This is a genomic window from Chitinophaga sp., assembly GCF_019236475.1.
GTDB lineage: Bacteria > Bacteroidota > Bacteroidia > Chitinophagales > Chitinophagaceae > Chitinophaga.
Map to the genome: position 1 here is coordinate 1 of NZ_JAFAIX010000007.1, position 15,238 is coordinate 15,238.

Genomic DNA, 15,238 nt, shown 5'->3' on the forward strand with positions numbered 1-15,238 from the left:
TAAAACTCTCGTCCAGTACCTGTCTTTCAGTAATCTTCATTCTGTAAAACTCTCGTCCAGTACCTGTCTTTCAGTAATCTTCATTCTGTAAAACTCTCGTCCAGTGCCTGTCTTTCAGTAATCTTCATTCTGTAAAACTCTCGTCCAGTACCTGTCTTTCAGTAATCTTCATTCTGTAAAACTCTCGTCCAGTACCTGTCTTTCAGTGATCTTCATTCTGTAAAACTCTCGTCCAGTGCCTGTCTTTCAGTAATCTTCATTCTGTAAAACTCTCGTTCAGTGCCAGTCATCCAGTAATCTTCATTCTGTAAAACTCTCGTCCAGTACCTGTCTTTCAGTAATCTTCATTCTGTAAAACTCTCGTCCAGTACCTGTCTTTCAGTAATCTTCATTCTGTAAAACTCTCGTTCAGTGCCTGTCTTTCAGTAATCTTCATTCTGTAAAACTCTCGTCCAGTACCTGTCTTTCAGTAATCTTCATGCTGTAAAACTCTCGTCCAGTACCTGTCTTTCAGTAATCTTCATTCTGTAAAACTCTCGTTCAGTGCCTGTCATCCAGTAATCTTCATCCGCTAACTCTCGTTCAGTACATGTCATCCAGTGGTCCTCCTCCAGTAACCCTCTTCTTGCAATCTTCATACAGTAACGCTCCTCCAGTACCTCTTTCTATAACCCTTGTCCAGTATTTTTTACCCGCTACTGCTAATCCAGCTCCAACACCCCTTGCCCATAAGCCGTCATTCAGTACCGCCTACTTTCACGGGAAAGCTGGCTACCATATACACCAAGACTAATGGCCTTTGTTCCCCCCAATTCTTAAAGATTACCTACACCATGCAGTAACGAAGACTGCATGGTGTCGATATCTAAAGGGCCCCTCAGCCCTAAAACAGAAAACTATTGCTTGGTTAGGGTAAATGTCATTCTATCGCCACTGATCAGGGAGTTTTCTACATAGTACACCAGTGTTTTACAATCAAAGCTACTAACGGTACCATGCAGGATGCCATCGCTGATAAGGGTTTTACCTTCCAGTTTCCAGGTGCCCTGTTGATTACCGTCAGGTTTGCATACGATCCCTGCGTCTGTGAAAATATAGGTGCCATCTTTTTTTAACGTCAGGATATCATCCTTTTCACAATCTTCCATTGGCGCTAGGTAATCAATGGGAGTGGCATTGGCGCTGGATTTGTATTGTAGCGCCGTCATTTTATAATTGCCGGTGAGGTTGGTCACACTAACTTCGCAACTATTATTGTTGGGTTTACTATCTTCTTTCTTACAGGAATACAGGATGCTGCCAGATACCAGGGCGATCAGGGCCCATTTCATTGCAGATGTTTTCATAAATTTCAGTTGCATGGATATTACTTTTGTTTAGTAGTAGTACCCGCCATCAAATGGGAATGGTTGGGGAAAAAGGAAAAAATATTTTTTTTGGGGAGTACCCAACCATTGTGAAAAATTCAGGGTACTACTATTGAGCCGGTATATTTTAAACTTTCCCGGCGCTTATATTCAGGGAGAAAAATTATAAAATGAAGTATTGGATATTATTAGTAGGGGCGGTCTTTTTAATAAGTAGCTGTACATCCATGAAACTGGCGGTACCAGATGCATTTAAGCAACAAGCTACTATGCATCATGTCAACGGTGCCAGGGGAAATAAAATGTCGTTTGCCAATTTTACGACGTCCAAAATAAAAAGAGGCGTCCATGTAAGCTATCCGGGCTGGGGGCGTGGTTTTTTCCTGGAAAACCTGGTACTGCACCGGATTGGGATCGATAAATTAGAAACAGTAGAAAACGAAAAAGCCAGATTCCGATACAGCCTGTCGGATGGTAAAAACACCGTGGATATCTATGCGAAGGAAAAACAGGTGACCCGCAAACATGAATATAGTACCGTGAATTATTCCGGTATTTTCAGCAGCTTCGAAAAACTGGAACAATATGACTATGTTTTTTCTGCGGTGATCAGTTCGGATTCATCTCGTCAAAGCCAGGATTGGGAGCTGGTAATGACGAACTTATATGACCGTAAAGCCCAGCATGATAATAATCCGTTTACCTTTATCAGCCAGGAAGATAAGGGCCTGGCTACTAATGGGCAGGATACAATTTTCGTCAAACCGCTTAGTATCAGGAATACAGAAACGTCGAATGGCAAACCAGGTAGGCTACCGATTAAGCTAATGTCGGGATATGAGCTAAGTACCAGTGGAGGCGTCATTGGTATTGTAGATATGATCGATCGGAACGTATGGTTCTATAATGAACTAGACAATACGGAAAAACTGCATGTTACTGCTATCGCCACCGCACTATTTGCGAGAAAAGTACATGATGTAAAATGGTAAAATGTAGGGAGATGAGCATCGCCCGCCGCTGGAGGAAACACACCACGCATAAAGTAGGTGATAATGTAGCAACAAACCATGTGAATAATTAGAAACGATTGATCAAAATCTGGAACAGGATTTAACCCATATTATCCAAGCCTGTTGTAACAACAATAGAAAAGCACAGGAGCAGCTATACCGAGCGTGTTATGGCTTTGCCATGGCTATTGCCATGCGCTATGCGATGGATGAGCATGAAGCGGGAGATATCCTCGGACAGGCATTCGTCAAAATGTTTCGGAGTATTCAATCATTCGATGCTTCAAAAGGAAATTTTCATGGCTGGCTGAAACGCATTGTAATTAATGAAGCATTAGACCACATCAAGCAACGGAGTAGGTTTTCTAACCTGGAACTAGAAGCAGCAGAAGAACCGTTTGTCAACAATAGTATTATCGAAAAAACAAATGCGGCAGCCATCTTGCGATTGGTGAGGCAACTACCGCCAGCTACACATGCGGTCTTTGTCCTATATGCAATTGACGGCTATACGCACAAGGAAATCGCCGCACAGTTACATATCAGTGAAGGTACCAGTAAATGGCATTTAAGTGAAGCTAGGAAAATACTACAACAAAAAATAACAACAATTAATTAGTGCACTCTACCACCCAATATGAACAATTAATAGCTGAAAAGCTGGATCAGGTGCCTGTCCCGGATATGGCGGACAGCATCTGGGCTGGTATTGCAGCACAGTTGGATGCGGTGGTGGATTCACCTCCGGATACGTCTCCGGATACGTCTCCGGATACAACACCTCCGGATGCACCTTTAGATACACCTGCCGACACGCCTTCCACTTTCAATTGGAAAGGGAAGGTCTGGTACGGCTTTGCCGGAATGGCCATCATCGCCTCTATAATCTGGTGGTATAGTCAGCCTACAAAACAGGCTGCTCCTGTATCTCCTATATCTACACCTACAGAACATACATTGCCGGTCATTGAGCAACCGGCGCCAGATAGTCATAAAGTTATCTTGAAGCCACTACAGGACCTACCCGTACACAAGAAAGATACGGAGGAACTGCCTTCGGAAACGATCATCAACCCGGTAACAGATACGGTACCTGCCAGATATTTACCATTGATGACGATGGATTCCGCTGCTTTACCGGTTACACATCCAGCAAAGCCCCATCCACAGCAGGATACCATGGTATTACCTCCTCCGCCGAAGAAACCCAAAGGCGTAAGAGGAATTACCAGTGATGATTATAGAATTGCCGTTGATAAAGATTCTACCAAAAAGACTAATCAATAAAGCTTTATTTTGGGTGGAGCCATCCGCAAATTTATGACCCAACAGAACGACTATATCCGGCTTTTCCCCGAATACAGTGACGTGTTTTATGATGATGTAGATATATATCGCCAATACTTTCTGCCCCTGGCTTCTGTTAACCTCCAGGTATTATACCCCGGCCGGAACGAATGGCTTCACTTCGTATCTGTTAAGGAGGTCTATGATGGTAGCGTAGGAGAAAATACAACGGCATACCATACCCGATATACCCTCCCGGATACTCTTGGGTTTGATGTCATCGATGGGAAATACCGATTTGATGCCGATTGGCAATATTTTAAGGAACATCGATACATTACGCCAAACAGCTATCACCCGGATCATACAGATGCCGAAATAGCATGGAATATGAATGAGGCCATGTATCAACTAAAAAAGGCTTATTATCAGGAATTCGGGCAGTTATATAATGGTGCATTTGATCGCCCAGGTTTATTGGTGAAGGATATCAGAAAATTAGAACGACTGAGAGCCTTGACCACTGCGGATCTACATGCCGATGATGTGGACGCATACATAGAAGAAACCAGGCTTGAAAAAACAGCGGGCATATTCACAAAGCTGGCCCCAGGAATGACCCCGGACCTGGAGGAAAGCCGCATACCGTTGCGGGAAGATGGCCAACCGTTTGATTTTATTGGTGCGCTGGAGGGATATGATTTCCAGTACACACCTCCGGATGATATCAGTTTGTTTTACTGTCCATCCATGAAAAAAGCAGTAGTTTGCCTGGCTTATAGCTAACATGGTATGCTGTCTACAGGAATTTTTGTATTTTAAGTTTTTAACCCATGCATGCCGCATACAAAGGAGCATTAGCCCACAGACGCTATACCACATTAGGCAAGGAATTATCCCAAGGATTATTCGACTGCTGGTATTCCTGCTGTATTGATTTTCGTGTATCCGTGCACGGTACAGTAACCGTGTCTCCCTACATCACCAACTTTCAATCGAAATAAAAATGATCCATTATGCTTAGAAACAGCTTATTCTCAATCATCCTACTAGCTGTAGCCATTGGCGCAAATGCCCAACAGCAAAGTAAAATCAAGAGTTCCTCCTCATTTTTTCCCGACAAAAAAGCCCAAGTACTGGTAGTGGGGAGTTTTCATATGGACTATCCCGGCCTGGATGCCCATAAAACCGCTGATCAAGATAAGGTGGATGTACTGAAAGAACCTAAAAAGTCGGAAGTAACAGAATTAGTGAACTATATCAAAAAATTTAAACCAACAAAAATCGCTATTGAAGCCTGGCCTCAATGGAACGCCACAGAGAAATTACGCAAATACAACCAAGGTGAGTACCGTGATAAGCGAGATGAACGTTTTCAGATAGCCATCAGATTGGCCAGTGAATTGAAATTGGATACGCTGTATTCCATTGATGCGGATGGAACTTTGGAGGAACTGACAAAAATGGATACTACCTATTTCAAGAATTTGCTGGAAGATTTTGACTACCAGAGTAATGACAGCATGACTGTCAAATATCACAAATTGTATGATTATAAAGATAAACTGGCGGCTAAAACCAACCTGTTGCAGTACTTCAAATACATCAATTCAAAGGAATCTCATCGCGTTGACTATGGCGCTTACCTGGTGGGCGATTTTAAACTAGGTGAGTACAGAGGAGCAGATATCATTGCGCTCGATTGGTATGACCGTAACCTTCGAATCTTTAGAAATCTGCAACGCATCACCAGTGGCCCGAACGACCGCATCCTGATGCTGTTTGGTAACGGGCATGCAGCCATTTTAAGACAATTGCTGGAATCTTCTCCGGAATATCATTTCGTAGAATTTGACAGCCTGAAATAATTTTTCTTCCAGGGAGTTGGGTGTATTACTCACCTCCCTGGTATGTCTTGATAGTAGTATACCCCAGCCGCTTCCCCTTTTTTACCACCGTTTTCGTGGCATCCGGATTGATGGCATCCTCTCTGGTGGTTACTTCCTGTTGCAGTACCCAATCCTGTATCGAAGGCTGATAGCAGAAAGTCAACTGTTGCCGCACCCTGTCGCGACTACCGTAATAATGTTCCACTGTAAAACAGGAGCCATTAATAGTGGTTTTTATGTACGGATCTCCCATCGTGCCGCCAAGGTCTGCAGGGAAGATCAGGTAATTATTACGTGCAGCCAAGTGTAGCTGTTGATGCTGGTCCCTGATGAGTAACAGAAATGGTCGGTCAGATTCTCCCTCATGTTGTAAAACCAAAATAAGATCCGGCCGTTTATCACCATTCAGATCTCCGCTGATACTATCTAAAATCGTATAGCCACTTGGAATAAATTTACTGACATCCTCCTGTGCATAAGCACATACGCTGCTACACACGAGTAACAGAAAGGGTATTATCGTTTGCCAGCGAAAGCATGTTTTTATTTTTTCAATCACGTTTACTACAGCATTTAAAACAAAAATAACTAGCTGATTCATTTTACAACATTGAAATTACGTTTTCTTTTTTAGTTTTAGTGAGACCCGGTTACACAATGGCGCTTAGGTTTTTCAGTTCATGATCTCCATTCAGGTACTGCTCGATAAGCTGATGCTCAAGGTAACCGAAATTTTTATCGCGGTGAAGGCTATGTAAACAGCTATCTGCTAACGTAGATAATCTATTGGGAATATTCATGCTAACTTGCGAGACATTTTAAAAATACTTATTTTGCCCTTTCAATCGTAAGGATAGTTAATACCTATATTTTACAGTACCCAAGAGAAATTAATACCTATACATTATGCTGAAAAAAAATTTGTTGGCAGTGATACTACTGCTCTTTGTTTGTTTCCCTTCATTCGGACAAACTCCTGAGATTATAACAGTAAATGGAGATCTGGATAAATTTTACCCTGTTACATTTTATGATGGTGGATATGATGTACATCAAGCTACCATCCTGCAAATAGGAAGATCAGAGGTGCATGAAAATGAAACGGGAATGCCAAATCTAAATGGAGGATGGCCTGGTTCAGTGATTGCCACAATTAGATTTCATTCGCATAATTATGGAAATGCTTCAAGCTTTATCAACGCAGACATTTATCAATATGATCCCAGGCCACTCATTGCGGGTTGGAAAGATGCATCTGTTAATAATCTTACCAGGAGGGTGATTGTATGGTTAAAAGGAGGAGGCATGACCTATCATTATACCTCCAACTATCCTGTTACACCTGTTGTGTATGATGGTGTGCAAAATCAGCTTCCCTACCAAGAGCCTGTTGGTACCACCAGCTTCATTCCACATACATTCAAAACTTCCCTTGATGACAATGTTGGTATTCACGGAATATCTTATCAGGATGATGCACAATGGTCTGGTGTAGTCAAGGCAGGTACTTTCCAAAGCGCTGGCTTCCGAGCTTCCGGGATTAAAGAAAATTATGTGGATATTACCAATAATCTTATCTGGCAAGATGGATGGAAATATCTGGCAAATGGCCCAGCCAATTTATTAAGAATGGGGACACCTGTCAGCAAAAGAAGTGATTTTATCTTTTATGTATCCCCTTCCAATGGCACACCAGGAGCACCTGCCACTGATATGGAAGTAATGCGTATTTGTGAGAATGGTAGTGTAGGGATAGGCACTGGTTCCCCAGGCAATTACAAACTTGCCGTAGAAGGCGTCCTCGGCGCCAGAAAAATCAAGGTAACACAAACCAGTTGGGCGGATTATGTATTCCATCCGGAATATAAACTCGCCAGCCTGGATTCCGTGGAAAAATTCATCAAGGTGAATCGTCATCTTCCTGATATTCCAGCCGAAAAAGAAGTACTGACAGAGGGTATTGATGTAGGTGAGATGAACAAAAAACTCCTGCAAAAAATTGAAGAACTGACACTGTACCTGATTGAATCAAGAAAGGAATATCGTACCGCCATCGATGAACTTAAAAAAGAAAATGAACAGTTGAAAAGTAAATTGAACGAAAAATAATCAACCCATTTAAATGCAAATATTACCCTGTCCGCCAGCGGGCAGGGTATTTTATTTCCCCAAATACGCCGCACGCCAGAACCCGCTGGTAGTGCCATAAAATACAGTAACTTTAAAATATAATCACTGCATTATGGAAAGACTCAATTTCACCACACACATCCATGCAAAACCACATATTGTTTGGGATGTACTCTGGGATGAAGATTCCTACCCATTATGGACGGAAGTCTTCAGCGAAGGTTGCCGAGTAGAAACGGACTGGAAAAAAGGCAGTCAAGTACGCTTCCTAAACAAAGACAATGATGGGATGCTCTCTGAAATAGCGGATAATATCCCAGAAAAATTCATGTCTTTCCGACATCTAGGCGTCATTGCGGATGGGTCGGAAGATAGCCTAGGTAAAGATGCGAAACAGTGGGCTGGAGCCATGGAAAACTATACGCTTACTGATGAGGACGGCGACACTCGACTGGAAGTAAGTATGGATATCATTCCTGAATTCCGCGATTTCTTTCAGAAAACCTGGCCGCAAGCGTTGGCAAAAGTGAAAGCATTGTCAGAAGAATAAGCAAACTATTTCCTGCACCAGTTGTTACTTTAATATAGCCGCTATAAGTTATGAGTATAAAAGTAACAAGAAAGCAAATTGTCTTCAATGGAGACCCCAGGCGCGTGATTACTCGTTTTTTCATGCCATCTCCCGAATCCAGGATCGTCAGTATCTTAAAGAAAGTGAAGGACATGCCAGTACATGCCGCCACACTGGTACTGAACCAAACCCTGAGGGATTTTTCAGGTCGCCATAGAAATGTCTCCCGTATATTTCGTAAACATTTTGAACGAGCACGCCTCCTCCTCCGTAACCCTGGCTTCGATATGCTCCAGCTTCCAGAAGCAAAACAATTGTTACTGGGCGCCTATTTCACCTCTGAATATTCCATAGAATCTGCCGCTTTCTTCAATCCTTCTGTCGTGGAAGATCCTGATCAATCGGGCTTAAGAGCCGGACAAAAACGGGTTGTCTTCAGCTTTCGCGCCACAGGCGAAGGCCATGTGTCTTCTATTGTTTTCAGAGGCGGCATACTGGATGAATTCAATAACCTAGAAGTGATTCCCACTGCGCGACTCGTAGAAGAGGCAGATATGGTGGTGGATCGCAAATACAACCTCGAAGCGTTAGTATTGGAAGTGCAGCAAAAACAATTGGATATAGCAGCTACCAGGAATGTTATCAGTAAACTGAATCGGGAATTTGACTACTACGAATTACACGAGGCCATTGATAAAGAATTACGCCATGCTCCCTTGCCGGAAGATGAAAAACGCATTCTTGGAAAAGTGAGAAGCCTCTCTGATACCTCTTATGAGATTACTTTCTCTTTGGATACCGGTATCTCTGATAGAGTGATCTTTCCCATTACGCCAGATGAGCGAAACGGCATTGAAGATGCCCGTTTTGTACGTTTTACGGGCGATGATGGACTAGTGAGTTACTACGCAACTTACACCGCCTATAACGGCAAGGATATCATGCCGCGATTGATACAGACACGCGACTTCTACAAATTCAATATCATCCCTATTCACGGAAAGAACGTCCATAACAAAGGGATTGCCTTGTTTCCGCATAAAATAAGAGGAAAATATGCAATGCTGGCCAGGATGGATGGCGTGAATAATTACGTGATGTATTCGGAGGATATGAATGTATGGGGCGAAGATAAGCACTTGATACAGGAGCCTACCTATCCTTGGGAATTTATACAAGTAGGGAACTGTGGTTCGCCGATTGCCACTCCGCAAGGCTGGCTGGTGATTACACATGGCGTGGGTACTATGAGACGGTATTGCCTCGGTGCCATGCTGCTAGACCTAGACCATCCGGAAAAAGTCATTGGTGCGCTGAGTGAACCGTTGATGGTACCCAGTGAACAAGAGCGGGAAGGATATGTCCCCAATGTGGTCTACTCTTGCGGCGCCCTTATCAATGGCGAGGAGCTAGTGATACCTTATGCGATGTCCGATACTTGTTCTTCTTATGCTACCGTTAATTTGGCGGAACTGATGCACCTATTACTGCCGGTACATGTGCCTGCTCGAGGGAAACGTCAGTCCAAAGGGCATATCCTCCTGGTGGATGATGAAACGGTCAGCCTAGAAATACTGGCACATTACCTCAAACAAGAAGGCTATGAAGTGGATATGGCGCCCGATGGCATTGTGGCATTGATGAAAATTGACAAGATAAAATTTGACCTCATTATCTCCGATATCGCGATGCCTAACTTTGATGGTTATCAGCTATTGGCCTACCTTTCCATGAATGCTTCCAGAATTCCGGTCATCTTGCTGACAGGCTCCGTGGATCTAACCGACAAGGAGAGGGGTTTGGATCTGGGGGCTGCAGCCTACCTCCAGAAACCGGTAGATAAGGTGCAACTGTTGGACCATGTGACCAAGATCATGAAAACAATCAAGGTAGGTGCTTCGCGATAAGTGATTGCGTATACAGGATCTCTTCTATTGTTTGTTTTACAATGGTAGATGAAATGATTTCTTCCGGCTCCATTTGTTGGATGGAGCTTGTCAATTCGGAGAGCTCTTCCAGTCGGATCGTCATCGACATGCCATGAATCTTATGCGCAATGGCTTTTATGGCAGCAGTATCATTTGCGGCAATGCCTGTTTCGAAAACCGAAACCGCTTTACTTAATTCCCGCATGCTGGCTTCCAGCACTTCTATAATCACTGATTCCGGAAGCTCCAATTGTTCCTGCGTATGTGTTAGCTCGAAATGTACCATTTTTATAACTTATCTAGATTAATTAGACCTGTCGATAATCAGTGCTGTATATGCGTAAATGTTTGTGCGCACTACTTATCTTCTTCCGGTATATACCAGCATTATCCTTTCATTGAATTTTGTCAAATATAGCAGTTCATCCAATGGGGAATCCTTAGTTAGTAGGATAAGCAGCTTTGAATGATGTCTTAAAGTAAGCAGATTAATCTTTACCAGCAAATTGATTCCTGCGATATCTGCTTCCTCAATAGCAGAAAGGTCCAGTGTGAGTTCCTGGTTTTCCTTGGATGCTGGATACTCCAGTTCATCCAACAATTCTTCTGCATACAAGGCTGTAAGGGGTTTGGTTACAGCATATTTTTTCCCGCATTTAGTGTCAATCATAGCGTAGGTGCTTGAGAAGGTTGGTGAAAAAGGATACTCTGCCGCATTGCCTCCGTTTTGCTGCCATTCTTAGATTGTTCGGCATCATATAAAGAAAGCGCTACCGTTTTGTTATTCGCGGAAAATACTTCATAGCCGAGTAGTAATAACTGATGAGCTACGGCATGTTGTATGAAGGATTGGGCGTTAGCACTGGGGATTTTCATGTGATTGGAGCTTACAATTGTTGTTGGATTAAATACCGCTTTGAGAAATTGTAGAGGGAAAATAGACAACACAAATATACTAAAATCATAGATTTCAATTGTTAAAAACAATAAGGTATCCTGCCTGTATTTTGTTTAGATTTTGTAATTTCAAGCTACGGTAACTACTATTCAATATGAAGAACCAAATACACCCCATGACAGATACCTTGCATAACGATGAGTTTGATTACTATCGAAAGTTTTTCGAGCTTTCCAATGACTTGGTATGCCTTGTTAGTGCTGAAGGAACTTTCAGCAGGGTGAACCCGGCATTTCAAAAAGTTTTGGGATGGAGTCAGGAGGAGATGGAAGGGCAGTCTATATATAGATTTTTGCTGGAGGATGATCTTGTCCGGGCTACAGATGAGATGAAGCGATTAAATCAGGGTATCACTACGGTTAATTTTGAAACAAGGTGGAAATGTAGCCAAGGGGGGCATGCATGGGTTCAATGGATGGCTACTCCAGAGGGGCCTGGTGGCGATATTTTCGCCATTGGGAGAGATGTTACTGCTTTTAGACATAAAGAGCAACTATTAGAGGAGAGTGAACAACGATTCAGGATATTCTTTAAAAACTCCAAAGGGATGATGTGTTTGCATGACCTGGAGGGGAAATTAATAATTGTGAATGATGCGAGTGCAGAAAGTTTAGGGTATACCTCAGCGGAGATGGAAGGAAAAACGCTGTATGATATTATACCGGATAAGTATAAACCAGGGTTAAAGCCTTATCTGGAACAGATTGCGAAAGAAAAGCAGCTCACAGGGATCATGCGTACGCAACATAGAGATGGCTCCACCCGTATTTGGTTGTTCAATAACGTACTGGAATCTTCCGAGGAAAGCAATAAAAGTTACGTAATAGGGAATGCATTGGATATAACGGAAAGGCATGCACTGGAAAATGACCTGAAATGGACGAAGGAAATGCTCGAACAAACCAACGAGGTAGCCAGAATTGGCTTCTGGCAGTATGATCTGGATGGGGAAATATCTTATTGGTCGCCGGTAACATGTAGTATTCATGGGGTACCGGAAACTTATCAACCCAATGTAGAGGAAGCCTTGAACTTTTATAGGGACAATGTTAGTCGGCAGCGTTTACAAGAAGTGTTGTTACGTGCCATCCAAACGGGAGAGTCCTGGGATGAAGAAATGGTGATCACCACGGTGAGTGGAAAAGATATATGGGTGAGGTCTATCGGCAGAGCGGAAATGAAAGATGGGGAGTGCAAAAGAGTGTATGGGACTTTCCAGGATATCGATCAGCATAAACGTATGGAGGTCGAAATAAAGGAGGCACATAAGTTCCTAGCGGATATACTGGATTCTGCGGTGGATGTGAGTATCATCGCCACGAGGCCGGATGGTATCATTACGCATTTTAATTCGGGCGCGGAAAAAATGCTCTTGTTCAAAGCAACTGAAATGGTAGGCAAGCAGCGGATAGGAGCCATCCATGATCTGGATCAGTTGAAACAGGTGGGAATGGAACTAGGCGTAGCTGCAAAAGATGTGTTTCCAGCAGAAGCCAAATCGGAAGATCGGCAGCACCAGCGGGAATGGATTTATCATCGTAGTGATGGAACACTGCTGGATGTAACCCAAATGATTTCTGAAATTAGAGACATGGATGGTCAGATAACTGGCTATCTCCATATAGCACAAGACATTTCTCTTAGGAAGGTAGCAGAGAAAATGCTACAAGACGAAAAAGCCAAACTGGCGGCCTTCGTGAAAGAAATACCAGTAGCGGTTGCAATGTTGGATAATGCGCTTCGATTTGTCGCGCATAGTGAAGTCTGGATGGAGGATTATAATCTAAAAGGAAAAGATATACTGGGAAAAAATGTATATGATGTATTTCCTGATATTCCGGACGAGTTCAAGGAAATGCACCGTAGTTCATTGCAGGGAAAGATTGAAAAGTATGAAGACTATACCTGGCGCCCTCCAGGATGGGATCATGACCAGCACATGCGCATAGAGTACCGACCATGGTTTCAGCATGATGGTGAAATAGGTGGTATCATGATCCTTACCCAAGATATTACCGCTAAATCGCTCCAGCAGGAAGAACTGCAACAGGCTAAGAAAATGGCAGAAGAAGCCAGTGTGGCCAAATCAGAATTCCTGGCCAATATGAGCCATGAAATCAGAACGCCACTAAACGGCATTATCGGATTTACCGACCTGGTATTGAAGTCAGAATTGGGTGCATTGCAATACCAGTATATTTCCATTGTTAACCAGAGCGCCAATACTTTACTGAACATCATCAATGATATCCTTGATTTCTCCAAAATAGAAGCTGGTAAACTGGATCTGGATGTACAGCAATCAGATCTGATTGAACTGTGTACAGAAGTGGGAGACCTGGTGAAATTTTTGGTGCAGCGAAAAGGACTGGAATTTATCCTGGATATAAGCCCTGATTTGCCTAAATATATATGGGCGGACCAACTACGTTTAAAACAGATTTTAATCAATCTGTTAAGTAATGCCGTGAAGTTTACCGAACGTGGTGAAGTAGGCCTGAAAGTATATGTAGCAGAGAAACAACAAGGAATAGCCAACATGTCTATTCGCTTTGAAGTATCTGATACAGGAATCGGTATTAAAGAAGAAGGCCGAGATCGCATATTCGAAGCCTTTACCCAGGAAGATATCAGTGTAACGAAAAAATATGGTGGTACGGGATTGGGACTGACGATCTCCAATAGACTGTTAAAGATCATGGATAGTCAGTTACAATTGACTAGTGAACTGGGCAAAGGAACCACCTTCTATTTTGAATTGCATGTACAGGCAGTAAATTCGTCAGAACCGGAATATATTAATTTCAACAGTATTCATAATGTATTGGTGACAGATGATAATGAACATAACCAGGAGATACTTCGCAGAATGCTGGAGCTGAGAAATATTAAAACGACAACTGTCAATAATGGACTGGAAGCCCTGCAGTTGCTGCTGGATCGCAAAAATACGTATGATGTGGTGATCATGGATTATCATATGCCAATACTGGATGGCCTGGAGACTGTGCGAAAGATACGAGGGATGCAGCATCCACTGGTAGCTGGTATTCCGGTCATATTACTATATAGTTCATCAGATGATGAAATGATATTGAAAGCATGCGATGAATTAAATATATCCCAGCGCCTGGTGAAGCCAGTAACGATGAAAGTACTCTATAAGGCACTATCCAGACTTACAGATACTGGGGATTCATCCCTTGAAAAAGATACTAAAAAACAACAGGTACGAAAACCTTTCGCAGATGGTATTTCGTTGCTGATAGCAGAAGATAACAGTGTCAATATGTTATTGGCTAAAACCATTATTGGCAGGGCATTACCTAATGCCAAAATTCTAGAAGCGAAAACAGGTAAGGAAGCATATGAAGTGTATTTGAAGGAACATCCAGATGTGATCCTGATGGACGTACAAATGCCGGAACTGAATGGTTATGAAGCTACAGAAGCTATCCGGGAAGAGCTATCCGGACATGCTGTTCCTATTATTGCACTCACGGCCGGGAATGTAAAAGGAGAAAAGGAGAGATGTCTTGCTTCTGGTATGAATGACTTCCTCGCAAAACCGTTTGTGGAGGATCAGTTGTTGGCCATGTTGGATAAATGGCTGGGTGACAATACCACTGAAACAGCCGAAACGACAGATGGGCCAGAAGCTTTGGATTTAACTACATTGCGCTCCTTCCTGGGAAATACAGATAATACTAAGCTGCTGAAAGAAACCTTAGAGTTGCTCTTGGATGAATGTGAGAAGGTATATCAGGAATTACAAACCAACGACCTCTCAGCAGATATTCAACGCCTGAAAGTAATCTGCCATAGTATGCATGGTGTAGCTTCTTATACGGGTCTTACCGATTTGGATACCGTCATCTTAGATGTGGAAGGTACAACCCCTTCTGTGTTTAAGTATAAGAAATTTATTAAAGAACTAAACAAGTCCATCGTGTCTATTCGACTGTCGCTAAACAGTTTGTAGGTATTTAGCAGATAGACTTTTGTCTCCCTAAAAAAAATCCACAAGAAATTTTTTTTCAACATCATTTTTCATATCTTCAGGATATATAAGCTCAAAATAACCTGGCTTTTCGA

15 protein-coding genes are annotated in these 15,238 nt (G+C 42.7%); 10 read left to right on the forward strand and 5 right to left on the reverse strand.

Annotated elements, in window-relative coordinates:
- Positions 1-896: 896 nt before the first annotated feature.
- Entirely contained in the window at positions 897-1,346 is a 450-nt protein-coding gene (locus JO154_RS10285) for a lipocalin family protein (RefSeq protein ID WP_291944750.1), read from the reverse strand.
- A 191-nt stretch (positions 1,347-1,537) separates the two neighbouring features.
- On the opposite strand from JO154_RS10285, the gene JO154_RS10290 reads away from it, so the two are divergent.
- From JO154_RS10290 to JO154_RS10315, 6 genes are all read left to right on the forward strand, one after another.
- Complete coding sequence (locus tag JO154_RS10290; RefSeq protein ID WP_291944752.1) at positions 1,538-2,359, forward strand: hypothetical protein; 822 nt, start codon at positions 1,538-1,540, stop codon at positions 2,357-2,359.
- Positions 2,360-2,468: 109 nt separating this feature from the next.
- Entirely contained in the window at positions 2,469-2,999 is a 531-nt protein-coding gene (locus JO154_RS10295) for a sigma-70 family RNA polymerase sigma factor (protein WP_291945262.1), read from the forward strand.
- Positions 2,999-3,667 carry a hypothetical protein gene (locus tag JO154_RS10300; RefSeq protein ID WP_291944754.1) on the forward strand — a complete coding sequence of 223 codons (669 nt, stop codon included), beginning with the start codon at positions 2,999-3,001 and terminating at the stop codon, positions 3,665-3,667. The genes JO154_RS10295 and JO154_RS10300 overlap by 1 nt, the downstream gene beginning before the upstream one ends.
- A 33-nt stretch (positions 3,668-3,700) precedes the next feature.
- Positions 3,701-4,453: a hypothetical protein gene (locus JO154_RS10305; RefSeq protein ID WP_291944756.1), complete on the forward strand. Its 753-nt coding sequence runs from the start codon at positions 3,701-3,703 to the stop codon at positions 4,451-4,453.
- Between the two features lie 47 nt (positions 4,454-4,500).
- Positions 4,501-4,671: a hypothetical protein gene (locus JO154_RS10310; RefSeq protein WP_291944758.1), complete on the forward strand. Its 171-nt coding sequence runs from the start codon at positions 4,501-4,503 to the stop codon at positions 4,669-4,671.
- Positions 4,672-4,683: 12 nt separating this feature from the next.
- Positions 4,684-5,535, forward strand: coding sequence for a DUF5694 domain-containing protein (locus JO154_RS10315; protein ID WP_291944761.1), 852 nt, complete (start codon positions 4,684-4,686; stop codon positions 5,533-5,535).
- Positions 5,536-5,560: 25 nt separating this feature from the next.
- Here JO154_RS10315 and JO154_RS10320 read toward each other — a convergent pair whose 3' ends face one another.
- Entirely contained in the window at positions 5,561-6,157 is a 597-nt protein-coding gene (locus tag JO154_RS10320; protein ID WP_291944764.1) for a hypothetical protein, read from the reverse strand.
- Between the two features lie 305 nt (positions 6,158-6,462).
- On the opposite strand from JO154_RS10320, the gene JO154_RS10325 reads away from it, so the two are divergent.
- From JO154_RS10325 to JO154_RS10335, 3 genes are all read left to right on the forward strand, one after another.
- Positions 6,463-7,665 carry a hypothetical protein gene (locus tag JO154_RS10325; RefSeq protein WP_291944767.1) on the forward strand — a complete coding sequence of 401 codons (1,203 nt, stop codon included), beginning with the start codon at positions 6,463-6,465 and terminating at the stop codon, positions 7,663-7,665.
- Positions 7,666-7,798: 133 nt separating this feature from the next.
- Positions 7,799-8,236, forward strand: coding sequence for an SRPBCC domain-containing protein (locus tag JO154_RS10330; protein ID WP_291944770.1), 438 nt, complete (start codon positions 7,799-7,801; stop codon positions 8,234-8,236).
- A 50-nt stretch (positions 8,237-8,286) separates the two neighbouring features.
- Positions 8,287-10,164: a response regulator gene (locus tag JO154_RS10335; RefSeq protein WP_291944773.1), complete on the forward strand. Its 1,878-nt coding sequence runs from the start codon at positions 8,287-8,289 to the stop codon at positions 10,162-10,164.
- Here JO154_RS10335 and JO154_RS10340 read toward each other — a convergent pair.
- From JO154_RS10340 to JO154_RS10350, 3 genes are all read right to left on the reverse strand, one after another.
- Positions 10,142-10,471, reverse strand: a complete 330-nt coding sequence (locus JO154_RS10340) for an Hpt domain-containing protein (RefSeq protein WP_291944776.1) — start codon at positions 10,469-10,471, stop codon at positions 10,142-10,144. The two genes, JO154_RS10335 and JO154_RS10340, sit on opposite strands and share 23 nt — an antisense overlap.
- A 75-nt stretch (positions 10,472-10,546) precedes the next feature.
- Complete coding sequence (locus JO154_RS10345) at positions 10,547-10,855, reverse strand: hypothetical protein (protein ID WP_291944779.1); 309 nt, start codon at positions 10,853-10,855, stop codon at positions 10,547-10,549.
- Positions 10,852-11,061: a hypothetical protein gene (locus tag JO154_RS10350; protein ID WP_291944782.1), complete on the reverse strand. Its 210-nt coding sequence runs from the start codon at positions 11,059-11,061 to the stop codon at positions 10,852-10,854. Before JO154_RS10350 ends, JO154_RS10345 begins: the two co-directional genes overlap by 4 nt.
- A 176-nt stretch (positions 11,062-11,237) precedes the next feature.
- On the opposite strand from JO154_RS10350, the gene JO154_RS10355 reads away from it, so the two are divergent.
- A complete protein-coding gene (locus tag JO154_RS10355; RefSeq protein ID WP_291944784.1) occupies positions 11,238-15,125 on the forward strand; it encodes a PAS domain S-box protein in 3,888 nt (1,295 codons plus the stop codon).
- Positions 15,126-15,238 lie beyond the last annotated feature (113 nt).